This is a genomic window from Geodermatophilus sp. CPCC 205506 (assembly GCF_051383635.1).
Lineage (GTDB): Bacteria > Actinomycetota > Actinomycetes > Mycobacteriales > Geodermatophilaceae > Geodermatophilus.
In genome coordinates, this window is the sequence record NZ_JALPKP010000038.1 from 1 (window position 1) to 25,809 (window position 25,809).

The 25,809-nt window shown below is 74.3% G+C and carries 25 protein-coding genes; 11 read left to right on the plus strand and 14 right to left on the minus strand.

Annotation, left to right across the window (positions count from 1 at the left end; genetic code table 11):
* Positions 1 to 94: 94 nt before the first annotated feature.
* From fdxA to MY520_RS19805, 4 genes are all read left to right on the plus strand, one after another.
* Entirely contained in the window at positions 95 to 427 is a 333-nt protein-coding gene (gene fdxA, locus MY520_RS19790; RefSeq protein ID WP_436694282.1) for a ferredoxin, read from the plus strand.
* A gap of 3 nt (positions 428 to 430) precedes the next feature.
* Complete coding sequence (locus MY520_RS19795; protein WP_436694283.1) at positions 431 to 1,339, plus strand: LLM class flavin-dependent oxidoreductase; 909 nt, start codon at positions 431 to 433, stop codon at positions 1,337 to 1,339.
* Positions 1,340 to 1,484: 145 nt separating this feature from the next.
* On the plus strand, positions 1,485 to 1,877 hold the full coding sequence (locus tag MY520_RS19800) for an STAS domain-containing protein (RefSeq protein ID WP_436694284.1): 393 nt from the start codon (positions 1,485 to 1,487) through the stop codon (positions 1,875 to 1,877).
* Positions 1,878 to 1,983: 106 nt separating this feature from the next.
* A complete protein-coding gene (locus MY520_RS19805) occupies positions 1,984 to 2,814 on the plus strand; it encodes an IclR family transcriptional regulator domain-containing protein (protein ID WP_436694285.1) in 831 nt (276 codons plus the stop codon).
* Positions 2,815 to 2,835: 21 nt separating this feature from the next.
* Here the strand turns inward: MY520_RS19805 and MY520_RS19810 are convergent, their stop codons facing one another.
* The 4 genes from MY520_RS19810 to MY520_RS19825 form a co-directional block, all read right to left on the minus strand.
* Complete coding sequence (locus MY520_RS19810; RefSeq protein WP_436694286.1) at positions 2,836 to 3,372, minus strand: flavin reductase family protein; 537 nt, start codon at positions 3,370 to 3,372, stop codon at positions 2,836 to 2,838.
* A gap of 120 nt (positions 3,373 to 3,492) precedes the next feature.
* Positions 3,493 to 4,500, minus strand: coding sequence for an ABC transporter permease (locus tag MY520_RS19815; protein WP_436694287.1), 1,008 nt, complete (start codon positions 4,498 to 4,500; stop codon positions 3,493 to 3,495).
* Positions 4,497 to 6,125 (minus strand): sugar ABC transporter ATP-binding protein, encoded by a 1,629-nt coding sequence (locus tag MY520_RS19820; protein ID WP_436694288.1) that lies wholly within the window; start codon positions 6,123 to 6,125, stop codon positions 4,497 to 4,499. Before MY520_RS19820 ends, MY520_RS19815 begins: the two co-directional genes overlap by 4 nt.
* Before the next feature lie 25 nt (positions 6,126 to 6,150).
* The gene (locus MY520_RS19825; protein WP_436694289.1) at positions 6,151 to 7,341 is read right to left on the minus strand and encodes a sugar ABC transporter substrate-binding protein; all 1,191 of its coding nucleotides are present in this window, start codon (positions 7,339 to 7,341) and stop codon (positions 6,151 to 6,153) included.
* A 318-nt stretch (positions 7,342 to 7,659) separates the two neighbouring features.
* Between MY520_RS19825 and MY520_RS19830 the strand changes: the two genes are divergently transcribed.
* Positions 7,660 to 8,469: an alpha/beta fold hydrolase gene (locus MY520_RS19830; protein ID WP_436694290.1), complete on the plus strand. Its 810-nt coding sequence runs from the start codon at positions 7,660 to 7,662 to the stop codon at positions 8,467 to 8,469.
* Between the two features lie 88 nt (positions 8,470 to 8,557).
* Here the strand turns inward: MY520_RS19830 and MY520_RS19835 are convergent, their stop codons facing one another.
* Complete coding sequence (locus tag MY520_RS19835; protein ID WP_436694291.1) at positions 8,558 to 9,748, minus strand: acyl-CoA dehydrogenase family protein; 1,191 nt, start codon at positions 9,746 to 9,748, stop codon at positions 8,558 to 8,560.
* 239 nt (positions 9,749 to 9,987) lie between these two features.
* Here MY520_RS19835 and larA point away from each other — a divergent pair, with 239 nt between their 5' ends.
* Both larA and MY520_RS19845 read left to right on the plus strand, forming a co-directional pair.
* Positions 9,988 to 11,277, plus strand: a complete 1,290-nt coding sequence (gene larA, locus MY520_RS19840) for a nickel-dependent lactate racemase (RefSeq protein ID WP_436694292.1) — start codon at positions 9,988 to 9,990, stop codon at positions 11,275 to 11,277.
* A 28-nt stretch (positions 11,278 to 11,305) separates the two neighbouring features.
* Positions 11,306 to 12,469, plus strand: coding sequence for a glycerate kinase (locus MY520_RS19845; RefSeq protein ID WP_436694293.1), 1,164 nt, complete (start codon positions 11,306 to 11,308; stop codon positions 12,467 to 12,469).
* On the opposite strand, the gene MY520_RS19850 is transcribed toward MY520_RS19845, so the two are convergent.
* The 6 genes from MY520_RS19850 to MY520_RS19875 all read right to left on the minus strand — a co-directional run bounded on the left by MY520_RS19850 (position 12,438) and on the right by MY520_RS19875 (position 18,061).
* Entirely contained in the window at positions 12,438 to 13,643 is a 1,206-nt protein-coding gene (locus MY520_RS19850) for a cytochrome P450 (protein WP_436694294.1), read from the minus strand. The two genes, MY520_RS19845 and MY520_RS19850, sit on opposite strands and share 32 nt — an antisense overlap.
* A gap of 155 nt (positions 13,644 to 13,798) precedes the next feature.
* Positions 13,799 to 14,782: a quinone oxidoreductase family protein gene (locus tag MY520_RS19855; protein ID WP_436694295.1), complete on the minus strand. Its 984-nt coding sequence runs from the start codon at positions 14,780 to 14,782 to the stop codon at positions 13,799 to 13,801.
* Positions 14,783 to 14,798: 16 nt separating this feature from the next.
* Entirely contained in the window at positions 14,799 to 15,158 is a 360-nt protein-coding gene (locus tag MY520_RS19860; protein WP_436694296.1) for a hypothetical protein, read from the minus strand.
* Entirely contained in the window at positions 15,155 to 16,018 is an 864-nt protein-coding gene (locus MY520_RS19865; protein WP_436694297.1) for an extradiol ring-cleavage dioxygenase, read from the minus strand. The genes MY520_RS19860 and MY520_RS19865 overlap by 4 nt, the downstream gene beginning before the upstream one ends.
* Positions 16,011 to 16,850 carry a citryl-CoA lyase gene (locus tag MY520_RS19870; protein ID WP_436694298.1) on the minus strand — a complete coding sequence of 280 codons (840 nt, stop codon included), beginning with the start codon at positions 16,848 to 16,850 and terminating at the stop codon, positions 16,011 to 16,013. The genes MY520_RS19865 and MY520_RS19870 overlap by 8 nt, the downstream gene beginning before the upstream one ends.
* Positions 16,847 to 18,061: a CaiB/BaiF CoA transferase family protein gene (locus tag MY520_RS19875; RefSeq protein ID WP_436694299.1), complete on the minus strand. Its 1,215-nt coding sequence runs from the start codon at positions 18,059 to 18,061 to the stop codon at positions 16,847 to 16,849. The genes MY520_RS19870 and MY520_RS19875 overlap by 4 nt, the downstream gene beginning before the upstream one ends.
* A gap of 242 nt (positions 18,062 to 18,303) precedes the next feature.
* Between MY520_RS19875 and MY520_RS19880 the strand changes: the two genes are divergently transcribed.
* From MY520_RS19880 to MY520_RS19895, 4 genes are all read left to right on the plus strand, one after another.
* Positions 18,304 to 19,788, plus strand: coding sequence for an amidohydrolase family protein (locus tag MY520_RS19880; protein ID WP_436694300.1), 1,485 nt, complete (start codon positions 18,304 to 18,306; stop codon positions 19,786 to 19,788).
* Positions 19,789 to 19,879: 91 nt separating this feature from the next.
* A complete protein-coding gene (locus tag MY520_RS19885; protein WP_436694301.1) occupies positions 19,880 to 20,710 on the plus strand; it encodes an IclR family transcriptional regulator domain-containing protein in 831 nt (276 codons plus the stop codon).
* A 48-nt stretch (positions 20,711 to 20,758) separates the two neighbouring features.
* Positions 20,759 to 22,000, plus strand: a complete 1,242-nt coding sequence (locus MY520_RS19890; RefSeq protein ID WP_436694302.1) for an acyl-CoA dehydrogenase family protein — start codon at positions 20,759 to 20,761, stop codon at positions 21,998 to 22,000.
* Positions 22,001 to 22,031: 31 nt separating this feature from the next.
* A complete protein-coding gene (locus MY520_RS19895) occupies positions 22,032 to 22,406 on the plus strand; it encodes an ester cyclase (protein ID WP_436694303.1) in 375 nt (124 codons plus the stop codon).
* Positions 22,407 to 22,415: 9 nt separating this feature from the next.
* On the opposite strand, the gene MY520_RS19900 is transcribed toward MY520_RS19895, so the two are convergent.
* The 3 genes from MY520_RS19900 to MY520_RS19910 form a co-directional block, all read right to left on the minus strand.
* Entirely contained in the window at positions 22,416 to 23,708 is a 1,293-nt protein-coding gene (locus tag MY520_RS19900; protein WP_436694304.1) for an MFS transporter, read from the minus strand.
* A gap of 111 nt (positions 23,709 to 23,819) precedes the next feature.
* Positions 23,820 to 24,584, minus strand: coding sequence for a crotonase/enoyl-CoA hydratase family protein (locus MY520_RS19905; RefSeq protein WP_436694305.1), 765 nt, complete (start codon positions 24,582 to 24,584; stop codon positions 23,820 to 23,822).
* 29 nt (positions 24,585 to 24,613) lie between these two features.
* Positions 24,614 to 25,768 carry a CaiB/BaiF CoA transferase family protein gene (locus MY520_RS19910; RefSeq protein WP_436694306.1) on the minus strand — a complete coding sequence of 385 codons (1,155 nt, stop codon included), beginning with the start codon at positions 25,766 to 25,768 and terminating at the stop codon, positions 24,614 to 24,616.
* Positions 25,769 to 25,809 lie beyond the last annotated feature (41 nt).

The following is a 25,809-nucleotide window of genomic DNA, read 5'->3' on the forward strand; positions in this document are numbered from 1 at the left end:
CCCCGACCAGCCCCTGTTCCCCGGCCACAGCAGCGACGACCCCGCCGGCATCGGCGCGACCGCGCACTGAGCCCTGATCTCAGGAGACACCCCCGTGCCCTACGTCATCGGCTCCGAGTGCATCGACACCACGGACATGTCCTGCGTCGAGGAGTGCCCGGTCGACTGCATCTACGAGGGCGACCGCAAGCTCTACATCAACCCCAAGGAGTGCATCGACTGCGGCGCCTGCGAGCCGGTGTGCCCGGTGGAGGCGATCGCCCAGGACCGGCGGGTGAGCGAGGACAACGAGCCGCACATCGACGACAACCGGCGCTTCTTCGTCGAGGTCCTCCCCGGCCGGGACGCCCCGCTGGGCAGCCCGGGCGGCGCCTCCAAGGTGGGCAAGATCGGCGTGGACACCGAGCTGGTCGCCGAGCACGGTTGACCGATGCGCGTCGTCCTCACGCTCAGCAGCGACCAGCCCGCCGTCGCCGCCGAGGCCCGGGCCGCCGAGGAGGCCGGCTACGACGGCGTGGCCACCGGCGAGCACCTGTTCTTCCACGGCCCCGTCGCCAACGGCTTCGTCGTCCTCGCCGCGGCCGCCGGGGCGACCACCCGCATCCGGCTGCTCAGCTCGCTGACCGTCGTGCCGCTGTACCCGGCGGCGCTGGCGGCGAAGCTGGCGACCACGCTGGACCAGGTCAGCGGCGGCCGCTTCGACATGGGCGTCGGTGTCGGCGGCGAGCACCCGCCGGAGTTCGTCGCCGCCGGCGCCGACGTCGCCGAGCGCGGCGCCCGGGCCGACGAGGCGCTGGAGCTGTTCCGCGCGCTGTGGCAGGGCGGGCCGGTCGACTTCGCCGGCCGGTTCACCCGGGTGCCGGGCCTGGCCCTGGACCCGGGGCCGGTGCAGCCGGGCGGGCCGCCGATCTGGCTCGGGGGCCGCCGGCCGGCGGCGATCCGCCGGGCCGGCCGGTTCGGCGACGTCTGGATGCCGTACATGTACACGCCCGAGCAGGTGGCCCGCAGCCTCGGGGAGGTGCGCGCGGCGGCCGAGGCCGCCGGCCGGGACCCGGCGTCGGTCCGGGGCGCGGTCTTCTGCTGGGGCGGCGTGGGGGAGGACGCCGCCCGGTCGCGCCGGCAGGTCGTCGACACGGTCAGCACCGTCTACCAGCAGGACTTCGACCCGCTGGCCGACCGCTACCTGCTGCACGGGGACCCCGACCGGGTCGCCGCCCGGGCGCGGGAGTACGCCGACGCGGGTGCGGAGACCCTGGTCTTCTCCCCCGTCGGCGAGGGCGCCGAGCGGCGGCAGATCGTCGACCTGTTCACCGCGCAGGTGCTCCGCCGCCTGCGCTGACGCCGGCCGGCGATCACCCGGCGCGCCGCCCGTCCCACTGGTACCGTGCGGTTCCGGTCGAAGCTCCGGCCGCGCGCACACCGGTGCGCACCTCTCGGCCGCCCGGAGCTCTCGCCCGGGCTCGGACACCGCGACGAGGTGCTCCGTGCTGGCTCGTTCCCCCGGGTCGTCCCCCGACCCGCTCCCCCGCCCCCTGCTCGTGTCGGTCGACCTCCGGGCCGGCCGCGTCTCCGTCACCGGCGAGCTGGACCGCGGCTCCGCCCACCACCTGCTCGACGCCCTGGCCGCGCTGTCGCTGACCGGCCTCCCGGCGTGGACGGTCGACGGCGCCGGCATCACCTTCTGCGACGCCACGGGCCTGCGGGCGCTGGCCCGGGCCCGGGTGCTGGCCGCCGGCCGCGGCCGGACGCTGGGGGTGGTCGGTCTCCGGCCGTTCCTCGCCGCACTCGTCGAGCTGGCGGGGCTCGGCTCGCTGCTGCCCGGGGAGCCCGTCCGCGGTGGGCGGACACCGTCCTGGCGCTGCGGCACGACGTCGTAGCGGGCCTCCCCCGTCGGGGTGGCGGGCGGGCGCGCGGGAGGTCCCGCCGCCGCGTCCGGCGGGGATGATGGGCTGGGCGACGGGCGCCGGGGACAGGGTGGGGGCGATGGCCGGACGCGGAACGGGACCGGACTTCGTCGAGGCGCTGGCCCGCGGCCTCGACGTCATCGCCGCCTTCGGCGCCGACCGGCCGGCCATGTCGCTCACCGAGGTGGCCACCGCCGCCGGCCTGGCCCGGCCCACCGCCCGCCGGCTGCTGCTGACGCTGGAGGAGCTGGGCTACGTCCGGACGGCCGACGGCGTCTTCCACCTCACCCCGCGGGTGCTCGAGCTCGGCACGGCCTACGTCGGCGCCCTGGGCCTGTGGGACATCGCCCGCCCGCACCTCGAGGCGCTGGTCGCGCAGACCGGCGAGTCCTCGTCCATGGCCCAGCTCGACGGCTCCGACATCGTCTACGTCGCCCGGGTCGCGGTGCCGCGGATCATCGCGCTGCGGGTGGAGATCGGCACCCGGTTCCCCGCCGTCCGGACCTCGCAGGGCAAGGTGCTGCTGGCCGCCCTCTCCCCCGCCGAACTGGAGGCGGCGCTCGCCCAGCCCAGCCGCGCCGGGCTCCCGGCGTCGCCCCCGCCGGACCCGGAGCAGCTGCGCGAGGAGCTGGTCAAGGTGCGGGCACGGGGCTGGGCGCTGGCCGACGAGGAGCTGGCCCCGGGCATCCGCTCGGTGGCGGTGCCGGTGCGCGACGGGGACGGAACCGTGCGCGCCGCCATGAACGTCACCGTGCACGCCGCCGAGACCTCGACCGAACGGCTCGTCCAGGAGCACCTGCCGCGGCTGCTGCAGACCGCCGGCAACGTCAGCGCGGAGTGGGCGCTGTGGCGGTCCCGGCCGCACGTGGAGACCCGCCAGGCGCCCGCGGCGGACACCGCCAGCGCCTGACCCCCGGCACCGCCGTCGGGCTCAGGGCAGCTCGAGCGCGGCGTGGGTGCCGAACACCCGGCCGTGGTAGGTCAGCGGCTGCCCCTCCGTGGTCTCCGCCGCGACCACCGTGCCGAGCGCGACCACGTGGTCGCCGCCGTCGACGAGGGTGGCGACCTCGCAGGCCAGCCAGCCCGGCGCACCGGGCAGCCGCGGCAGGTCGGAGTCGATCTCCCACCGGACGCCGGAGAACTTCCCGGTGCCGCCCTTGCGGGCGAAGGCCAGCGCGAGGTCCGACTGGTGCGCGCCGAGCACGTTCACCCCGAACCGCTGCGTCTCCCGGACGACGGCGAGCAGGTCCGACCCGCGGTCCAGGCTGACCAGCACCATCGGCGGGGTCATCGACAGCGAGGCGAAGGCGCTGACCGTCGTCCCGTGCGGGAGGCCCCCGGCGGTGCTGGTGACGACCGACACCGGCGTCGGCACCCCGGCCATCACCTCGCGGAAACGTGCCTGCAGCTCCGGGTCGACGGGCGCGTCCTCGTCCACCGGGACGATCGGCTGGGCGGGATGGGTCATCAGGAGGTCCTCCCGGGGTCGTCGGCGGGCGGCGTCCGTGCCGGGCCGTACTCGATGAGCTCGATCATGCCGGGCCGGCTCGGGCCGCCGTCCAGGTAGGCCACCTCGCCGCCGGTCAGGTCAGCTGCGTCGCAGGTAGCGCGAGATGGCCACCGCCGCGACCAGCGCGCCGCCGTAGAACAGCTGCTGGGCGTAGTCCTGCGCGCCGAGCAGCTGCAGGCCGGCGGTGCCCGTGGCCAGGAAGAGCACGGCCACGCCGGTGCCGAGGGCGTTGAACCGGCCCGGCTGGATGGTCGTGGCCCCGAGGAACACCGCCGCATAGGCCGGCAGCAGGAAGGTCTCCACCGAGGTCGGGCCGGCCGAGCCGGTGGTGCCGACGTACAGGATCCCGGCCAGGGAGGCGATCACGCCGGCGAGGGTGAAGGCGCCGAACCGGATGCGGTCGGCGTTGATGCCGCTGAGCACCGCCACCTCGCGCGACTGGCCGACGAACAGGTTCCGCACGCCCAGCGGGGTGTGGTTCATGACGTACCAGATGACGAGCATGACCAGCAGGCAGTAGTAGAACTGCACCGGCACCTGCCCGATCTGGCGCAGGTAGGTCCACATCGACAGGTCGCGGTCGACGCCGACGATCGTCGTCGAGTTGGCGATCCAGAACACCAGGCCACCGAAGAGCGTGCCGGTGCCGAGGGTCATGATGAACGGCTCGGTCTTGAACTTGACCACGAACAGCCCGTTGAACGCCCCGCACAGCGCGCCGACGGCGACCGCGATCAGGCAGGCCAGCGGGAGCGACACCCCCTGCTGGACGTTGAGCACCGCGACGAGGATCGCCGCGAGCCCGCCGATGCTGCCCAGCGACAGGTCGAGGTCACCGGACCGGGTGGGCAGCAGCGCGGCCAGCGCCAGCATGAACAGGATCGACTGCGATCCCAGGATGTTGGCGATGTTCCCCATCGAGAGGAACGTGTCGGGGGCGAGGGCGGCGAAGACGACGAACAGCACGAGCCACGCGATGGGCAGCGCGGCCTTCTCCCCCCACCGGCCGCGGACCGAGCCACTGCCCTGGGCGACGCTCGGCGGCGGCTGCTGGTCCTTGGTGTCGACGGCGTCCGTCGCGCTCATGGCCTCACCTGTTCAACGGTCGGGACGATGGTGGACTCGCTGGTGCTGGCCCCGTAGACCCCGGAGGTGATCGACTCCGGGGTGATGTCCTCGAGCGGGATCTCGGCGGCGGCCGCCCCGCCGCTGACCACGACGACGCGGTCGCAGACGGCCGCGAGCTCGTCGAAGTCGCTGGAGACCCACACCACCGCCATCCCGGTCTCGGTGGCGCGCTTGATGACGCGGTAGATCTCCGCGCGGGCGGCGATGTCGACGCCCTGCGTCGGCTCGTGCAGCAGCAGGACCGCCGGCTCGATCTCCAGCCACTTGCCGACGACGACCTTCTGGGCGTTGCCGCCGCTCAGGGTGCCGACGGGCAGGTCGGTGCGGCGCGGCCGGACGTCGAGCGCCTCGGCCCGCTGGTCGGCGGCGTTCCGCAGCCGGCGGTTGCGCAGCCGCCCGCCCGAGGCGAAGCGGCGGACCACCAGCAGCATCATGTTCTCCGCGACCGAGACGGCCGGGGCGATGGCGTCGCGGCGGCGGTCGGCGGGGATGAGCGCGAACCCCATGCCCACGGCGGTGGCCGGCTGCTGCTTGTGCGCGGGGACGGTCCGGCCGCCGAGGGTCAGCTCTCCGCCGGTGGCCTGCCGGGCGCCGAAGAGCAGGTAGGGCACCTCCTCCGCGCCGGAGCCGAGCAGCCCGGCCAGGCCGACGACCTCGCCGGGGGCGACGTGCAGGTCCAGGCCGCGCACCTGGCCGCCGCGCAGTCCGGTGACGTGCAGCCCGACGTCCGGGGACCGGTCGAAGGTGCGCGGTGGCGCGGTGGCCGCCTGGGTGGTCCCGTGCACGTGGCCGTGGCCGAAGGCGTCGAGCTTGGCGATGGCCGGGCCGACGATCATCTCGACGATCTCGGCGTCGCTGACGTCGCTCATCCGGGCGACGGCGGCCAGCTTGCCGTCGCGGAGCACGGTGACCCGGTCGGCGATCTCGCGGACGGCGGGGAGGTCGTGGGAGATGAAGACGACGCTGGCGCCCGAGGCGACGATCGTGCGGATCAGGTCGAAGAGGAACTGAACCTCCTCCTCGGGGAGGAAGACGGTCGGCTCGTCGAGCACGAGCACTGACGACGAGGCCCCGGTGCGTTCCCGGTACTGCTTGAGCTCCTCGGCCGCGCGGGCGATGGCGACCAGCGCCTGCTCGACCGGTGGCAGGTGGTTGACCACCGCCAGCGGGTCGACGTTCACGCCGTAGCTGCGCAGCATCGCCCGGGCCTTGCGCGCCTCCGTCCGCCACCGGATGCGCAGCCGGGAGCCGCTGCGCGCGGCGGCCCCGCCGAGCAGGTTCTCCAGCACGGTCAGCGGGCGCGCCAGGCCGAGGTCCTGGTGGACGAAGCTGAGCCCGAGGTCCCGCGAGGCGCCGGCCTCCAGCGGGAGCGGGACCTCCCCGCCGTCGACCAGCATCCGGGCACCCGGCTCCGGGTCGTAGACGCCGGCCATGACCTTCACCAGGGTGGACTTCCCGCAGCCGTTCTCCCCCAGCAGCGCGAGCACCTCGCCCCGCTCGACGGTCATGGAGACGTCCTGCAGCGCCCTGGTGGCGCCGAAGGTCTTGGAGACGTCGTGCAGCTCGAGGGCGGTGGTCGTCATCCGGAGGCTCCCCTGGGTCGCCGGCTCAGGCCGCGGGGGCGTCCAGCCAGAGGCCGCGGTACCCCTCGATGTAGGAGTCGCCGAAGCCGTCGTTGGGCCCCTCCACCTCGGCGGCGTTCTCCGGGGTCCAGAGCCGGTAGGGCGAGAATGCCTGGTCCGCCGGGATCGGCTCACCGCCGGCCAGGACGCGGAACAGCTGGTCGGCCCCGGTGTAGGACATCCAGTCGAAGTTCGGGCCCATGTCGGTGCCCATGGGGTTCTCCGGGTCGGTCATCAACTGGACGAAGGTGCGGTCGGCACCGAAGGCGTAGGTCTTGGCGTCCACGTTCGACGACTGGATGGCCGGCAGCACGAACGGCGTCTGCGCGTCGAAGACGGTGAACACCGCGCGGATGTCGGGGTTGGCCACCAGCGCCGAGGACACCGCGCTGGTCAGGTCGGTGGCGTAGTCGGGGATCGGGATGTTGATCGACTCGACGCCGCACTCGTCGCCGCAGAGCTCGGCGAACTGGTCCTTGACCGTCTGCTCCATGCCGACGGACGGCGGGTTCTCGTTCGAGGTGATGACCAGCGCGTCGATCGGCCGCCCCTCGGACTCGATCAGCGCCTGGGCCACGCCGAGCTCCATCGTCCGGTTGAACTGGCCGTTGGTCTGCGCGGCGATGAGGTCCGAGGGCTCCTCGGAGACGTCGGACAGGTGCATGTCGACCACCGCGATCCCGGCCGCCCGGGCGGCCTCCATCTGCGGGGCGAGGGCCGCCGGGTCGATGCCGCAGACCAGCGCGACGCCGTCGTAGCCCTGGTTGATCGCCAGGTTCATGCCCTGGACCCACGCCTGGGGGCCACCGTCGTTCTGGAAGTACGTGCTGTCGGTCATGCCGACGCTCTTGGCGATGTCGACGACGGTGCGGGCCATGCGGTCGCAGCCCTCCAGCTGGCTGCTCACCGGCATCGAGAAGATCTTCTTGCCCGCCAGGCCCGCCACCGAGAACGCCTCGCCCTGGGCCTCGAACTGCGGCTGGGCCATCGCCTCCTCGACCTCGGCGCGGAGCTCGTCGAGGGTCTCCTCCGGGACGACGGCCTCGGCACCGCTGTCGGTGGCGCCCTCGTCGGTGTTCGTGGGCGCGCAGGCCACCGTCGCCAGGGCCAGGACCGCCGCTGCGGCCGGCAGGGCCAGCCGTCGGGAGCGCGTCGAACGGAACACGCGATGAGCCATGGGGTCGTCCTCTTCGTCGGGGTCGCACAGCTGCGGGGATCGCCGCGCACGGGCCGCCGGACGGGCTCGGGCACCGTGGCGGTGGCGGTGGCGGTGGTGGTGGCGGAACAGTGACAGCGGCCACACCCCTTGTCAACCGTCTAGCGGTCAGCTGTCCGTTTCTATCGCGAGGGCAGGTTCTCGCGGCATCGCGCCCGCGCGCGGACGAACCGGAGCACCGCCTGGCGGAGGCAGCGTTGACACCGCGACGTGTCATGCGTCACGGTGCAGCCCGAAGCGGACGACTGTCCGTTCCCGATTGCCGAGGCAGGAGATGCCGTGACCGTTCCCGCTGCTGGACCGACGCCGACGAGGGTGCCGATGGGCTCCGGCGAGATCAGCCTGTTCCGCCAGGGCTCGGGCCGGCCCGTCCTGGTCCTGCACGCGGCCGGCGGGGCGGGGGCCTGGAACCCCTACCTCGAGCAGCTGTCGGAGCACGTCGACGTCATCGCACCCGACCACCCCGGCTTCGGGCTGAGCGACGACCTGCCCGAGGTGGCCACGATGGCCGACCTCGTGCAGCACTACGTCCGGCTGCTCGACGTCCTCGGGCTCGACCGGGTCGACGTCGTCGCCGCCTCCTTCGGCGGGTGGATCGCCGCGGAGCTGGCCAGCACGGTCCCCGACCGCGTCGACCACCTCGTCCTCATGGCCCCCGCCGGGCTGCACATCCCCGACGCCCCGCCGGCCGACCTCTGGCAGATGACGCCGGAGGAGACCGTGCGCGCGCTGTTCTACGACCCCGCCCTCGTCGAGGCCGTGCTGTCGGTGCCACCGACCCCGGAGGCGGCGGCGCAGACGGGTCGGGACATGGAGTCCTTCAGCCGGTTCGCCCGCGAGCCGTTCCTGCACAACCCCGAGCTCCCTGCCCGGCTGTCGAAGATCACCGCCCGCACGCTGGTCATCGCCGCGGAGGTGGACACGATCATCCCGCGCGCGCACAGCGAGGCCTACGCCGCGGCGATCCCCGGCGCGACGCTCCGCACCGCGGAGAAGTGCGCGCACGGGCTGTACCACGAGCGCCCCGACCACCTCGCCGAGCTGGTCGTCGAGTTCCTGACCGGCGCTCCGCAGCCCGCCGACCGCTGAGGCGCCCGCCCCGCCTCGGATCGAACGAGAGGGCCGGACCGGGAACCCCCGGTCCGGCCCTCTCGCCGTTCCTCCCCCGTGCGGGGGCTCAGCCCTTCGGCACCAGGTTCATGTAGGCCCAGGTGTGGTCCGCGGCCAGGCCGGCGAGGTACCGGCCGCAGCCCTCGACCACGTGCGGGGCCGACGTGACGTGCTGGGTGCCGGCGTGCATGTCGCGGAAGTACTGCTGGATCGCGCCGGTGCGCAGCGCGGCGGTGCCCGCGGCCTTGTACACCTCGACGCTGATGGCCTCGGCGGTCCAGGTGGCGTTGTACAGCGCCAGCCGCAGCCGGGTGCGCTGGTCGACGTCGAGCTCGCCGCCGTTCTCCAGCGTCTCGGTGGCCTCGCGCCACACGTCGTACACGAAGGCCCGGGCGGCGTGGTACTTCGCCTCGAGCTCGCCATAGGTGGCGTGGAACCGGTTGCTCTCGGCCATCGAGCCGGCCCGGCCGGCCTTGGCCCGCACCTGCTCGGCCAGGTCGTCGAGCATCCGGCGGGCGACGCCCAGCGCCCAGCCCGAGTGGCCGATCAGCGCGAAGTGCATGATGCCGAGCCTGAAGATCCAGCCCCCGCGGCGCCCCTCCTCGACCGGGCCGAGGTGGGTGAACGTCTCGGGCACGAACACGTCGCGGATCTTGTAGTCGATGCTGCCGGTCGCCTTGAGGCCCATGACGTCCCAGGTCTCGAGGAGCTCGGCCTTGCCGACGGGCAGCACGAAGATCCGCGGCTCACCGGTCTCCTCGATGATGCCGAGGGTGTGGATCCACTGGGCGTGCTTGATGCCGGAGGCGAAGCTCCAGTCGCCGCTCAGCTTGTAGCCGTCGCCGTCGGTCACCGCGGTGCCGGGGCGGGTGCCCTGGCCGGCCACCACGGGCAGCCGCTCGCCGGAGAACATCTCCTTGACGGCCTCGTCCTGCAGGTAGGCGCCGCCGGTGCCGATGGCCAGCGAGGCGGCCATGTGCACCCACGCGGTCGACGGGTCGGCCGCGGCGAGGGCCTGCACGATCTCCAGCGAGGAGATCGGGTCGCACTCGGCACCGCCGAGCTCGCGGGGTGTCCACATCCCGTAGAGGCGGGCCTCGTGCAGGGCGTCGTCGACGGCGTCGACCAGCCGACCGGCCTCCTCGTTGGCGGCCGCGTTCTCCCGGACCAGCGGCTGGAGCGCGCGGGCGGCAGCGACCAGGTCGGCCGGCTGGACGCCGGCGGATCCGAGGGCCGCGTCGGGGGCGGTCGTCGTCATGGGGGCTCCTGTTCTGCTGAGCGAGGCTCGTGCGGGTGGGGATCGAGGCATGCAGTGTCCGTATACCGGACAACCATCCGCAGCCAGTCTCGGCGGCCGCCGCTGGGTGTGTCAAGAGACACATGTCCCGTGCGGAACCGCGGGCCGCGGCCGCGCCCTCCGGAACTTGACAGCAACCGGAGCGGGACCCACCGTACGACCGATCGACAGGCGGACACGCGCGCGGGAAGAGGACGACGATGACGGTCGGATCGGCGGCTCCGGTCGTGTCCCTCGCGTACGGCAGGGGGGCGGTCGAGGTCCCCCTGCACGAGGGCGCGCTGGTCGTCACCCCGCACGACGACCCGGCCCTGCCCGACCCCGCGGCCGCCCTGCGCCGGGCCCTGCGCAGCCCGCTCGGTGCTCCGCCGCTGGCCGCCCTGGTGCGCGACGGCATGACGATCGCCGTCTCGGTCTGCGACGGCACCCGCGCCCAGCCGCGCGAGCCGATGCTGCGGGCGCTGCTCGAGGAGATCGACGGTGCCGCGCGCGGCTGCGAGGTGGTCGTGCTGGTGGCCACCGGCACCCACCGCGGCAACACCCCCGACGAGCTGCGGGCGATGCTCGGCGAGGAGGTCGTGAGCCGGTGCGAGGTGGTCAACCACGACGCCCGCGACCGCTCCACGCTGACCTCGCTGGGCACGGTCGGCGACGGGGTCCCGCTGGAGCTCGACTCCCGGTGGCTGGCCGCCGACCTGCGGATCACCACCGGCTTCGTCGAGCCGCACTTCTTCGCCGGGTTCAGCGGCGGGCCCAAGATGGTGGCCCCGGGGCTGGCCGGCCTGGACACCGTGATGGTGCTGCACGACGCCGCCCGCATCGGCAGCCCGAGGGCCACCTGGGGCGTCGTGGAGGACAACCCGGTGCACCGGGACATCCGGGCCTGCGCGGCGGCCGCTCCGCCCGATCTCGCCCTGGACGTGCTGCTGGACCGGGGCAAGCGGATCACCCACGTGGTCTGCGGCGAGCTGTTCGCCATGCACGCGCGCGCCTGCGAGCTGGCCCGCGCCGCCGCGATGCGCGCCGTCCCCCACCCGATGGACGTCGTCGTCACCACCAACTCCGGCTTCCCCCTGGACCAGAACCTCTACCAGGCGGTGAAGGGCATGGCCGCGGCCGAGCGGGTGGTGCGGCCGGGCGGGACGGTGGTCGTCGCCGCCGAGTGCGCCGACGGGCTGCCCGCGCACGGCTCGTTCGCCGAGGTGCTCGGGGCGGCGCCGGACCCGGCCGGGCTGCTGGAGCTGATCGGCAGCCCCGGGTTCAGCGTCCCCGACCAGTGGCAGGTGCAGGTGCTGGCGCGGGTCCTCGCCACGGCCGAGGTGCAGCTGTACTGCACCGGCCTGCCGCCGGAGGAGGTGCGGGCGGCGCACCTGGTCCCGGTGGACGACCTGGCCGGGGCGATCGACGACGCCGTCCGCCGGCACGGCCCGGACGCCCGGGTCTGCTACCTGCCCGAGGGGCCGCAGACCATCCCCTACCTCGCCGGCTGACCGGCCCCTGACCCGAGGAGGCCCGGACATGGCCGGCCCGCGGATCGTGCTCGCCCCCGACAAGTTCAAGGGCTCGCTGAGCGCCCCCGAGGTGGCCGCGGCGCTGGCCCGCGGGCTGCGGCGGAGCCTGCCCGCCGCCGAGCTGGTCGAGACCCCGATCGCCGACGGCGGCGAGGGCACCGTGGACCTGGTCCTGGCACACGGGTTCACGCCGCGGACCCAGGAGGTGCCCGGCCCGCTCGGCGCCCCCGTGCGGGCCCGCTACGCCGTGCGGGGCGACACCGCGGTGCTCGAGATGTCGGCCGCCGCCGGCCTGGCGCTGCTGCCGGCGCCCGGGCCGACCGAGGAGACCGCGCTGCGCGCCTCGACGCTCGGCGCCGGCCGCCTGGTCGCCGACGCGCTGGACGCCGGCGCCCGGCGGATCGTGCTCGGCGTCGGGGGCAGCGCCACGACCGACGGCGGCGCCGGAGCCCTGGTCGGCCTGGGCGCCCGGGTGCTGACCGGGGACGGCGACGACGTGCCGCCCGGCGGCGCCGCGCTGGCCGCGGCGGCCCGGCTGGACCTCACCGGCCTGGATCCGCGGCTGGCCGGGGCCGAGCTGGTCATCGCCTGCGACGTCGACAACCCGCTGACCGGTCCCGACGGCGCCGCGGCGGTCTACGGCCCGCAGAAGGGCGCCACCCCGGTCGCCGTCGCCCGGCTGGACGCCGCCCTCGCCCGCTGGGCCGACGTGGTCGCCGCGGCGACCGGCGTCGACCGGCGGGACGAGCCGGGCGCCGGAGCCGCGGGCGGCATCGCCTTCGGGCTGTCCAGCGTGCTCGGCGCGCGGCTCACCCCCGGCGTGCGGCTGCTGCTGGACCTCACCGGCTTCGCGGACACGGTCCGCGGCGCCGCCCTGGTGGTCGTGGGCGAGGGGTCGCTGGACGGCCAGAGCCTGCGCGGCAAGGGCCCGGTCGGGCTGGCCGCGCTGGCCGGCGAGGCAGGGACGCCGGTGGTCGCCGTCGCCGGGCGCAGCCTGATCAGCCCGGCGCAGGCGCGCGCGGCCGGCCTGTCCGCGGTCCACACGCTCACCGAGCTCGAACCCGACGAGGCCCGGTGCATGACCGAGGCCGCCGCCCTGCTCGAGACCGTCGGACGGCGGATCGGCGAGGAGCTCGCCCTCAGCCCCCCGCGGCGACCCGGTCGACGGTGACGTCGACCCGCCCGAACGCGCGGATCAGGTTGTTCAGCGCGCGCTCGGAGTCCTGCAGGTGGAAGCGGGCCACCCGCGGCGCCAGGGCCTGCAGCAGGGACTCCGACTCCATGCGCGCCAGGCCGGCGCCGGCGCAGCCGTGCTCGCCCATGCCGAAGCCGAGCTGGTGGACGGCGTTGCTGCGGGTGACGTCGAACTCGTCGGGCCGCTCGAACCGGCGCTCGTCGCGGTTGGCCGCGGCGTAGACGACCAGCACGCGGGAGCCCTCGGGGACGTCCACGTCGCCGATGCGGGTGTCCGTGCTGGTGATCCGGCCGAAGGCGCGGATCGGCGACTCGAGGCGGACGACCTCGTTGACCGCGTTCGGGATGAGCTTCGGGTCGTCGCGGACCAGGTCCCACTGGTCGGGGTGCTGCGCGAACAGCCAGATGGCGCTGCCGACGGCGCTGATCGTGGTGTCCAGCGACGGCGCCAGGTAGTCGAGCATGAGCATCATCGCCTGCTCGGTGGAGATGTCGCCCTCGTCCACCGACTCGAGGACGCCGGCGCCCAGGCTGCCCGGCGAGACGTTGCGGGTGCGGACGATCTCGGCGCCGAAGGCGGCCATCTCGCCGCACTGCGGGAGCGCCCGCTGGGCCCGCTCGTTGAGCGGCCCGAACGAGTCGAAGTTGGCACCGGCCCACCGGAGCAGGTGCTCGCGGCCCTCCTGCGGCCACCCGATGAAGTCGGGCACGACCGACAGTGGGAGGGCGCGGGCCAGGTCGGCGACCGCGTCGAACGAGCCCTTCTCGACCAGGCCCGCGACGAGCTGCTCGGCCTTCTCGGTGACGACGTCCTTCATCGGGCGCAGCGCGCGCGGGGTGAGCCGGTTGGCCACCACCTGCCGCAGGTGGGCGTGCAGCTCGCCGTCGCTGGCCAGGGTGCAGCCGAGGATCGCCTGGTTGGCCGGCTCGTTGAGCGCGATGCCGTTGGCCGAGCGGAAGGTGTCGGCGTCCATGAGCACCGCCTTCGCCTCGTCGTACCGGGCGACGGCGTACGCGCCGTGCTGGGACAGCCAGACCGCCGGGCCCAGCTCGCGCAGCGCGCGGTAGTCCTCGTACGGCTCGAGCAGCGCCTCGTCCGCGTAGATGTCCCCGTCGTAGGTGGGGGCGGACGTCGGGGCGGTCGTCGTCATGTCCGAGAAGGTCCTTCCAGCGCGCGGCGCCGCACGGCGGCGTTCGTGGACAGTTGTCCGCGTCGCGGACACCGGGGACGATGCACGAGCGCCGCGCGGTGTGTCAAGGCACACACCCGCCCCGCGGAGCACCCGCCGGAGGGCGTCGCCCGCCGTCAGTCCACCGGCGCTCCGGGGACGAGGACGACGCGTCGTCCGGCGCCCTCGGCGGTGAGCGTCCAGCCGCGGGTCACCTCGGCCAGCGGCAGCACGAGGTGGTCGAGGCCGACCTCGCCGCGCTCGGCGTGCCCGAGGACGGCGGTCAGCGCCTGCGCCCGCTGCTCGGGGGTGAGCGCGTTGTTCGTGTACCCGAGCACCTCGGCGCTGCGGCCGCGCAGCACCGAGGACGAGAACCGCGCCTCGTCACCGGAGGCCCCGCCGAGGTTGACCAGCCGGCCGAACGGGGCCAGCACCCGCGAGGCCGCCGTCGCCGCGGTTCCGAAGACGGGGTCCACGACCACGTCGACGGCACCGCCGGCGGCCGCACCCAGCCGGGAGGTGAGGTCGTCGACGTCGCCGGACAGCGGCACCACCTCGTCCGCGCCGGCCCGCCGGGCCCGGTCCTCCGACGCGCCCGGACGGCAGACGGCGACCACCCGGCCGGCGCCGAGCAGCTTCGCCGCCCCGACGGCGACCTGGCCGACCGCACCCCCGGCGCCGAGCACGAGCACCCGCTCCCCCGCCTGCAGCCGACCGCGCCAGGTCAGCGCCATCCACGCCGCGACGGCGGACAGCCCGAGGGCGGCCGCGAGCTCGTCGGGCACCTCGGCGGCGATCGGCACGACGTCGCGGTCCGGCACGGCGCACCGCTCGCCCAGGCTGCCGTCGCCGGGCGCCATCCCGGCCTGCGTGGCGAACCAGACCCGGCTGCCGGGCGGGTGCACCCCGGAGTGCTCGACCACCCCCACGCCCTGCACCCCCGGCACGTACGGCGTCGCGGGGCGGCCGAAGTAGGAGGTGCCCGAGGCGCAGAGCAGGTCGAGCGGCACCACCGGTGCCGCGGTGACCCGCACGAGGGTCTGGCCCTCGGCGGGCTCCGGGGCCGGGTGCGTGCCGAACTCCGGCGGCGCCCCCGGAGAGGTCAGGACGGCGGCCCGCACAGCACTGCTCCCTCTGTCAGGTGGCGATGTCGGGGTAGGGCATCGAGATGTGCTCCATCGCCCTGCCGTAGGCCTTCTGGTACTCCAGCGGGCCGTGGTCGCGCTCGAACATCGCGATGAACAGCGTCAGGCTCAGGAACGGGTGGGCACCCATCTGGAAGAGCGTGACGTGGTCGTGCTCGCGCAGCGCCGTCCGCTCCTCCTCGCTGAACGCCAGCCAGGTGGACTTCTCCGCGTCGATGCAGTTGAGGATCGTGTTGGCCATCTCGGCCTCCCACCACTCCACCGTGCCGGCCGGGTCCTCCCGGTAGCGCTCGACCAGCTCCGGGTCGCGGTCGACGGTGTAGAGGAACTTGTCGAGCAGGTACTTGCTCATGCCGGGACTCCGTTCGGGTACCAGGTGAAGTAGGCCTCCATCGTGTGGAAGAGGTCGAGAGTGTCGACGTGGTCGGCCTTCGCGCCCTCGCCGGCCACGCCCATCATCAGCATGAAGTCCATGAACCCGTGGGTGGCGTTGCCCGGGTGGTGCAGGGACTCCAGCGACACCTCGGCCAGGCAGCCCTCGATGTCGCCGGAGGCGATCCACTCGACGGCCTTGCGATCGAACTCGGGGTCGGGGCCGTGCTCGCCGAACTGGCGCGGGCCGCCGAGCTCCAGCGACAGGTGGCCGGTGCCGATGATCGCGACCCGCTTGTCGCTCTCCCAGGACTCGACCATCTCCCGGATCGCGCGGCCCAGCTGCACGAACCGCTTCGGTTGCGGCAGCGGCGGGGCGAAGATGTTGGTGTAGACCGGCACGATCGGCAGGTCCGCCTGCGGGCGCAGCGTGATGATCGGGCAGGTGATGCTGTGGTCGATCCGCAGCTCATTGCTGAACGCCAGGTCGAAGTCGCGGTCCAGCCCGTCGCGCAGGAGGTGCGCGGCCAGCTCCTCCTCGCCCTTCAGCGTCATCCGCGGCAGGCCGAACTCGCGCTCCTCGTTGTAGAAGTTGGCGTCGAAGAACGGCGCCTTGCCCACCAGGAACTGCGGCATGTTGTCCAGCCACAGCTGGTGGAAGTGGTCGCTGCCGACCATCACCAGCACGTCCGGCTCGGCCTTGGTGAGCGTCTCCCGGAACTTCTCGATCTTGGCCACCCACTCGTCGGCGAACGGCGGCCGGTCGGCACCGGTCGACGTGCTGGCCCGGTAGTAGAACGGGTGGTGCGTGGACGCGATGACCGCGGCGACTTCAGCCATGCCGACCTCCGTTGGCGTCGATGTCAGGGGTGTACGGGTCGGGCGCGACGGACCGGTTGTTGAGGTCCACCGACAGGAAGATCTCGTTTCCGACCGGGTTGCGCAGCTCCTCGGCGAGCTGGCCGATCAGGCCGGCGGTGCGGGCCAGCAGCGCGAACCCGCGCAGCAGCTCCAGCGGCAGGCCGAGGTCGGCCAGCGCGGCCCCGCACACCCCGGCCCCGTTGAGCGGCAGCGTCCTGCCCAGCACCTGCGGGTGCACCCGGCCGATCGCGGCGAACAGCGACAGGTGCGGACCGACGAGGCCTTCCTCCGCCGCGATCGCGAACAGCCGCGGCGTGCGCGGGTCGCCCTGCTTGTGCACGTGGTGTCCCAGGCCCGGGACGAACCGCTTCGCCGCCCGCTGCGCGGTCACCGTCTCCAGCGCCAGGGCGTCCCAGCCGGCGTCGTCGGTGGGCAGGTCGCCGTCCACGCCGGTGAGGACGTCGTGCAGGAACCGGCCGCAGTCCTCGGTGACCCCCAGGAACCGCGAGCCCCCGCCGAGCAGCCCGGCGGCCAGCGCGCCCTGCACCGAGTCCGGCGCGGACAGGTAGGTCAGCCGGGTGACGATCGCGGTCGGCGTGAACCCGTGGTCGGCCAGCGCGGCCAGCACCGCCTCGAACACCCGGGTCTCACCCGGCGAGGGCCGGCGCTGCGTCGCCAGCCAGAACGCCAGCTCACCGAAGCCGACCTGCCCCATCACGTCCCGGGCGAGGTCGGTGCCCAGCAGGGTGATGCACTCCAGGCTGGAGGCGCCGAGCGCGGTGGGGTAGACCGGGCCGTCAGGAGCGGTCACGCGGTGCCCTCCGTCCCGTCGGCGGCCCGGCCGGCCGGCGCCGACAGCCAGGCGCGGATCTCGGCGCCGTGCTCGTCGAGCCCCGGCGGGGGCAGGCGGTAGTCCGCGGGGTTGGCGGAGAAGGTGATCGGGTTGCGCACCGACGGGACGGCGGCCGCACCCTCCCCCACCGTCACGACCGGGTCCAGGCCGACCTCCTCGGCGAAGGCCACCCCCTGGTCGACGGTGTTGATCGGCCCGCACGGGACGCCCGCGGCGATGATGTCGCGGAACCACTCCTGCTTGGTCCGGGTCCGCAGCCGCTCGACCAGCAGGGGACGCAGCTCGTCCCGGTTGGCCGTGCGGTCCTCGTTGCGCACGAAGCGGGGGTCGTCGGCGAGCTCGGGGACGCCGAGCACCTCGACCAGCTTCCGGAACTGCCCACTGTTGCCCGCGGTGATGATCAGGTCGCCGTCGGCACAGGGCAGCGGCTCGTAGGGGAACAGGCTCGGGTGGCTGTTGCCCATCCGGAACGGGACCACCCCGCCGGCCACGTAGGCGCTGGAGTGGTTGACCAGACCGGAGAGCGCGGAGGCCAGCAGGTTGACCTCGACGTGCTGGCCGGTGCCGGTCTCGTGCCGCAGGTTGAGCGCGCTGAGGACGCCGATCATCGCGTGCAACCCGGCCATCACGTCGAAGACCGAGATCCCGGCGCGGTACGGCTCGCCCTCGGGGTCGCCGGTGAGGCTCATCAGCCCGGAGATGGCCTGGACGATCAGGTCGTAGCCCGGCAGCGCGGCACCTTTCGGGCCGCTGCCGAAGCCGCTGATGGAGGCGTAGACGACGCCCGGGTTGACCTCGGCGACCGACTCGTAGTCCAGTCCGAACCGGGCCAGCCCGCCGGGCTTGAAGTTCTCGACCACGACGTCGGCACGGCGGGCCAGCTCGCGGGCGGCCGCGGCGTCCTCGGGGTCCTTGAGGTCCAGCGCGATCGACCGCTTGTTGCGGTTGATCCCCAGGTAGTAGGTGGAGACGCCGTCGCGGACCGGCGGGGTCCAGCTCCGGGTGTCGTCGCCCGCGGGGCTCTCCACCTTCACCACCTCGGCGCCGAGGTCGGCGAGGAGCATGGTGGCGTAGGGGCCGGCGAGCACCCGCGAGAAGTCAGCGACCAGCAGGCCCGCGAGGGGCCCCCGACCGGGCGTCGCGCCCGGGGGGAGCTGGTGTGCGGTCATCGGTCAAGCCCCTCTCGTAGCTGGCGACCGGCATGCGGACGAGAGTCCGCATACCGCGGCCCCTGAGTCTTGGTGTCCTCCGCCACACTGTCAAGAACACCCCTTTGGCCTGGTCAGCCCGCGCCGCGGTGAACGGGCGTCTTGACAGCGTCGCAGCGACGGCGCGAGGGTGGCTCGTCCGACGTCCTGACCGGTATACGGACGCAGGTCCGCGCACGGTCGCCTGTCTCGAGGAGGAGACGATGACCAGTTCCGACGGCCCCGTTCCGCAGGCCGGGCGCCCCCTGGTGTTCCGCGGCGGCACCGTGCTCACCATGGACGACTCCTGCACGGTCCTGACCGGCGCCGACGTCCTGATCGTCGACGACCGGATCGCCGAGATCGGCAGTGGCCTGGAGGTGCCCGAGGGCACGCAGGAGATCGACGCCTCCGGCGGCATCGTGATGCCGGGGATGATCGACACGCACCGGCACATGTGGCAGACGGCGATGCGCGGCTACGGCGCCGACTGGACGCTCACCCAGTACTTCGTCTGGTACTACCTCGAGCACGGCAAGAAGTTCCGCCCCGAGGACATCGCCGCCGGCAACCGGCTGGCCGCCATCGAGTCCCTCGACGCCGGCGTCACCACGACCGTCGACTGGTCGCACAACCTGCACACGATCGACCACGGCGAGGCCGCGCTCGACGCGCTCCGCTCGGTCCCCGGCCGGTTCGTCCTCGCCTACGGCAACATCCAGCAGGGCCCGTGGGAGTGGACCGCCGACCCCGCCGTCCGCGCCCTGCTCGAGCGGCTCCGCGACGCCGGCGACGACCGGATGGGCGTGCAGATCGCCTTCGACGTCACCGGCGACCCGGCCTTCCCGGAGAAGGCGGCGTTCGAGGTCGCGCGTGACCTCGGCATCCCCGTGACCACGCACGCCGGCGTGTGGGGCGCCACCAACGACGACGGCATCCGGCTGATGCACGAGCACGGGTTCATGACGCCGGAGACCGTCTACGTGCACGCCTCGACGCTCACCCGGGACAGCTACCAGCGGATCGCCGCCACCGGAGGGTCGATCTCCGTGGCGACGGAGTCCGAGTGCAGCGCCGGTCAGGGGCACGCCCCCACCGAGCAGGTCCTGCAGTACGGCATCCCGGTGTCGCTGTCGGTGGACACCAGCGTGTGGTGGAGCGGTGACATGTTCTCCGCCATGCGCTCGACGCTGAACGCCGACCGCATGTCGGAGCACCTCACCGCCCACCTGAAGGGCGACACGATCACGCAGCTCCGACTGCGCGCCCAGCACGTGGTCGAGTGGGCGACGAAGGGTGGGGCGCACGCCATCGGCCGCGACGACCTCGGCAGCCTCGAGCCGGGCAAGAAGGCCGACGTCGTGCTGATCAAGAACGACGACTCCCCGGTGTCGTTCCCCCTGCTCAACCCGCTCGGGCACGTCGCGTTCCAGGCGCAGCGCGGCGATGTGCACACGGTGCTCGTCGGCGGCCGGGTCGTGAAGCACGCCCACCGGCTGGTCGGCATCGACCTGGCGCCGGTGCGGCGGGAGATCGAGTCGACCGTCGAGTACCTGCGCTCGGAGCTGGGCGAGGAGACCTGGCAGCAGGGCATGTTCCCGGAGATGCCGGACGCCGAGGCCGAGATCCTGGCGAACCCGTACCAGTACACCGACTACGAGGACGAGTCCAAGCGCGCCGGCGGCGAGGAGCGCGTCCTCGGCCGTTGAGCTCCACCGCGGGGAGGGCCGGCACCCGGCCCTCCCCGCGGCGCACCGTCGTCCGGTCGCGCAGGCCGGCACCGCAGGTGAGGGGGACGTCATGGCAGGGCGAGGCACGGGACCGGACTTCGTCGAGGCGCTGGCACGCGGGCTGGACGTGCTGGCCTGCTTCGACGCCGACCACCGGAACATGACGCTGTCGGAGGTGGCCGCGGCCGCGGGGCTGGCCCGCCCGACCGCCCGCCGGCTGCTGCTCACGCTGGAGGAGCTCGGCTTCGTGCGCTCGGCCGGCAACGCCTTCCAGCTGACGCCGCGGGTGCTCACGCTCGGCATGGCCTACGTCGGCGCGCTCGGGCTGTGGGACATCGCCCGGCCGCACATGGAGGCGCTGGTGGCCAGCACCGGCGAGTCGTCGTCCATGACCCAGCTGGACGGGTCCGACGTCGTGTACGTCGCCCGGGTGTCGGTGCCCAAGCTGATCGCGCTCCGCGTGGAGATCGGCACCCGGTTCCCCGCGGTGCAGACGTCGCAGGGCAAGGTCCTGCTGGCCGCCCTGTCGCCCGCCGAGCTCGAGGCGACGCTGGCCCAGCCCAGCCGCGCCGGGCTGCCCGCCTACATCGGCCGCACGTCCGAGCAGCTGCACGAGGAGCTCGTCGGGGTGCGCGCCCGCGGCTGGGCGCTGGCCGACGAGGAGCTCGCGCCGGGGGTCCGCTCGGTCGCCGTCCCGGTGCGCGACGCGTCCGGCTCGGTGCGCGCCGCCATGAACGTCACCGTCCACGCGGCGGAGACCTCGACCGAGCACCTGCTCGGCGAGCACCTGCCCAGACTGCTGCGCACCGCCGGTGACGTCAGCGCCGAGTGGGCGATCTGGCAGTCGCGCCCGCACCGCGACGTCGCGCGTCCGGCCGAGGACGGCACCGCCTCGGCCTGACCCCTACGGTCGCAGGGAGAGCACCCGCCCGACCGTCAGGAGCCCGCCGTGACCGACCACGACCTGTCCGCACCCTCGGCCCACGCCCGCGACCTCCACGACCGCATGGTCGCCTTCATGCGCGAGGAGGTGCTGCCGGCCGAGGCCGACTACCTGGCGCACCGCCGGGCGACCGGGCCCGACGGCCACGAGGTCCCGCCGGTGGTCGAGGAGCTCAAGCGCCGGGCGCGGGAGCGCGGGCTGTGGAACCTGTTCCTCCCGGCGGAGTCGGGGCTGACCCAGCTGGAGTACGCGCCGATCGCCGAGCTGTCCGGGTGGAGCCTGGACCTCGCCCCCGAGGCGATCAACTGTGCCGCCCCGGACACCGGCAACATGGAGCTGCTGCACCTGCTCGGCACCGAGGAGCAGAAGAAGCAGTGGCTGGAACCGCTGCTGGCCGGGGAGATCCGGTCGGCGTTCGCCATGACCGAGCCCGACGTCGCCAGCAGCGACGCGACCAACATCGGCACCCGCGTGGAGCGGGACGGCGACGAGTACGTGATCACCGGGCGCAAGTGGTGGACCAGCGGCGCCATGGACCCCCGCTGCGCGCTGTTCATCCTCATGGGCAAGACCGACCCCTCCGCCCCGGCGCACCGGCAGCAGACGATGGTGATCGTCCCGCGGGACACCCCGGGGGTGACGGTGGTCCGCGACTACCCGGTGCTCGGCCACCACGACCAGCACGGGCACGCGCAGGTGCGGTTCGAGGGTGCGCGGGTGCCGGTCGCGAACGTCGTCGGCGAGGAGGGCGGGGGGTTCGCCGCCGCCCAGGCCCGGCTGGGCCCCGGCCGCATCCACCACTGCATGCGCGCGCTGGGCGCCGCCGAGCGCGCCCTGGCGCTGCTGGTCCGGCGGGCGCAGCAGCGCGAGGCCTTCGGCGGGCCGCTGGCCGACCAGGGCGTCGTGCAGCAGCAGATCGCCGAGTCCCGGCTGGAGATCGAGCAGGCCCGGCTGCTGTGCCACCGCGCCTGCCAGGTCATCGACACCCAGGGCAACAAGGCCGCGAAGGACCTCGTCGCGATGGCGAAGGTCGCCGTTCCGCGGGCGGCCACCCGGGTCATCGACCGGGCCATCCAGGTGCACGGCGGGGCCGGCATGACCGACGTGACGCCGCTGGCGGCCATGTACGCCTGGCACCGGGCGATGCGGCTGTTCGACGGGCCGGACGAGGTGCACCTCCGCTCCGTGGCCCGCACGGAGCTCAGGCGCGAGCCGGTGCTGCCGCCCGGCGACGTGGTCGTGGACTGAGGCCAGCGGGCCGCGCTCTACGATCCCGCTCGTGGACCAGCAGGCGGTGGCCGGGATCGTCCGGCGGTACTGGGACGGGTTGTGGAACCGGCGTGACCTCGGCGTCATCGACGAGCTGATCGGCGAGCCCTACGTCCGGCACTCGTCGGCCGGCACCCGGTCGCTGACCCGCGCGGAGTTCCGGCGCGAGGTCAGCAACTCCTGGCAGCTGCTGCACGACCCGGCCACGACCGTCGACGACCAGGTCACCGCCCAGGACCGGGTCTGGACGCGGGCGACCACCACCGGGGTGAACCTCGACACCGGGGAGACCTCGGTGGTGACCTGGCTGGTCGTGCACCGGGTGGCCGGCGACCGGATCGTGGAGTCCTGGAGCGCGACCCTGCCCGGGGTCGACTGGCGCTGAGCGGGCGGTTCAGCCGAGGTCGCGCAGCCGCTGCGCGGTCCCGACCCCGCGCCGGCTCACCAGCACGTACATCAGCACGAACAGCAGGACGCCGACGCCCATCCCGGTGAGCGTCCAGCGCAGGCCGATGACGTCGGCGAGCAGGCCCAGCGGCAGCGCGGCGATGCCGAACGCCCCGAAGCTGAGCATGATCAGCGACTGCACCCGGCCGTGGTACTCCATGTCCGACAGCGCGATCAGCTGCGACTGGTTGGTCGTCTGGAAGGCCAGCATCGCGCCGCCCAGCACCAGCAGGACGCCGACCGCGACGGCGGCGTTCGGCGTGACCGCCAGCGCGCAGATCGCCAGGCCGAACAGCGCGCCGGAGACCACGAACACCCGTCCCTCCCGGACCCGCGACGACCGCCGTCCGAGCAGCAGGCCGGTGACGACCCCGCCCACGGCCGACATCGCCGAGAGCACCCCGTAGCCGAGCGAGCCCAGGCCGAACAGGTCGGTGGCGATGGTGGGCATGAAGGCCAGGTAGGGCATCCCGCACATGGTCACGCCGATGCCGCACCAGGTCAGCGCGCTCAGCGAGCGGTGCCGGCGGACGTAGCGGACGCCGTCGGCCAGCTCACCGACCGGGGACCGGTCCGAGGGAGCGCCGCGCCGGTGCCCGGGCGGCAGGGCCCCGGTGAGCAGCACGCCGACGGTGGCCAGTCCCGCGCTCATCAGGAAGATCGCCTCGGTGCCCCAGGCGACCGCGCCGATGACGACGCCGGCCAGCGCGGGGCCGATCACCCGGTTCACCTCGGCGTTGACCAGGAGCAGGGACACCGCCTGCGGCACCGACCCGCGCGGCACGAGCTCGGAGAGGAACGCCATGCGGGCCGGGTTGAACAGCGCGAAGCCGATCGCCTGCAGAACGCCGGCGCCGAGCAGCATCCAGTACTGGATGACGTCGAAGACGACGGCCAGGCCGATCCACGCGCTGGAGGCGGCCAGCACGAGCACCGAGACCTGGAGGACCAGCCGCTTGGGCAGCCGGTCGGCGGCCACCCCGCCCCACGGGGTCGCGATGATCAGCGCGATGCCGAAGGAGAGCAGCACCCCGCCCAGGGCCGCGTTGGAGCCGGTGAGCTCGAAGGCCAGCCAGCTGCGGGCGATCGCCTGCGCCATGACGCCGAGGAAGACCGCGGCGGCGTTGAGGTAGAGCACCAGGAAGCCGCCGATGCGCAGGATGGCCAGCGCGCCGAGCGGCTGCGGGGCGGCGGGGGGCCCGGCGCTGGTCCCGGCGTCCGGCGTCGTGTCCGCGCTCATGGCCCCCCTCGGTACCGCAGCGCCGGACCGGCGGCTGCACCCTGCCGGTCTACCACCGCGGGCCCGCCGGCTCCGAGCCGCCTCCCGGCCCGGGGAAGACGGCGGCCCTCCTCAGCGGCCGCGCCAGACCGGCGCGCGCTTCTCGGCGAAGGCGGTCGCCCCCTCCCGCGCGTCCTCGCTCGCGAACACCGGGCCGATGATCTCGGCCTGCCGCGCCCAGCCCTCCTCGAAGGTCCAGTCGGCGCCGCCGCGGGCGACGGCCTTGGTCGCCGCGAGCGCCAGCGGGCCGTTCGCCGCGATCGTGGCGGCCAGCTCCAGGGCGCCGTCGAGCGCGCCGCCGGCCGGGGTCAGCCGGTTCACCAGGCCCACCTCGGCCGCGCGCGGGGCGCCGAGCGGTTCGCCGGTCAGCAGCATCTCCATCGCCAGGTTGACCGGCACCCGCCGGGACAGCAGGAGCGCGCCGCCGCCGGCGGCGACCAGCGAGCGCTTGACCTCGGGCACGCCGAAGCGGGCGTCCTCGGCGGCCACCACGAGGTCGCAGGCGAGCAGGAGCTCGAAGCCGCCGGCCAGCGCCCAGCCCTCGACCGCCCCGATCAGCGGCTTGCGCGGTGGGGTCTGGGTGATGCCGCACAGTCCCCGGCCCTCGATCGCGGGGGTCTCCCCGCGCAGGAAGGCCTTGAGGTCCATCCCGGCGGAGAAGGTGCCGCCGGCGCCGGTGAGCACGCCGACCCGCAGCTCGTCGGAGGCGTCCAACTCGTCGACGGCCGCCGCCACCGCCTCGGCGACCGCGCGGGTCAGCGCGTTCCGCGCCTGCGGGCGGTTGATCGTGACGACCTGGACGCCGTCGCGCCGCTCGACCAGTACCTCGTCCGTCACGGGACCTCCTCGCGTGGTGGGTGCGCCGGTCAGCCGGCCTGGACGACCGCGCCGGAGTCGAGCAGCCCGGTCACCTCGTCGGCGGACAGGCCCCAGGCCTCGAGCGCCGTCCGGGTGTCCTGGCCGGGTGTGCGCGGGGCGCTGCGCACCGCCGCGGGGGTGCGGGAGAACCGCGGGGCCGGGCCCGGCTGCGGCCCGCCCCCGACGTCGGCGAAGGTCCCGCGGGCGGCCAGGTGGGGGTGGGCCGGCGCCTCGGTCAAGCCGAGCACGGGGGTGACGCAGGCGTCGGTGCCGGCGAAGACCTCGGCCCACTGGTCCCGGGTCCGGGTGGCGAAGACCTCGGTGAGCAGCGCCTTCTGCTCGGGCCACCGGGCCACGTCGAGCTGCCCGCCGGGATACCGGTCGGTCAGCCCCAGCCCGGCCAGCAGCTGGGCGTGGAACTGCGGCTCGATCGCGCCGACGGCCACGTGCCCGCCGTCCGAGCACGCGTAGGTGTCGTAGAAGGGCGCGCCGCCGTCCAGCAGGTTCGCCGCCCGCCGGTCCTGCCAGAGGCCGGCCCCGAGCATCCCGTAGACCATCGTGACCAGCGAGCTCGCGCCGTCGACCATGGCCGCGTCGACCACCTGCCCCCGCCCGCTGCTCCCCCGCTCGAGCAGCGCGGCGAGGACGCCGACGACGAGGAACAGCGCCCCGCCGCCGAAGTCGGCGCCGATGTTGAGCGGGACGACCGGCTTGTCCGCCGTCCCGATGGCGTGCAGCGCGCCGGTGAGCCCGAGGTAGTTGATGTCGTGGCCGGCGCGGGCGGCCAGCGGGCCGTCCTGCCCCCAGCCGGTCATCCGGGCGTAGACCAGCCGCGGATTGCGGGCCCAGCAGTCCTCCGGGCCGACGCCCAGCCGCTCGGTGACCCCCGGCCGCAGCCCCTCGACCAGGACGTCGGCCGCGTCGACCAGCCGCAGGACGACGTCGCGCCCCACCGGGGTCTTGAGGTCGACGGCGACGGACGGGCGGCTGCGGTGCAGCGCCTCCTTGGCCGGGTGCACCAGCGCGGTGCCGCCGCCGGGGCGGTCCACGCGGACGACGTCGGCACCGAGCTCGGCCAGCAGCATGCACGCGTACGGGGCGGGTCCGAGCCCGGCGAGCTCGACGACGCGGATCCCGGCGAGCGGACCGGTGGGGGGCTGCACGCGGGCCACGCTAGCAACGGGCCGGGTCGCGCACCGGGTGC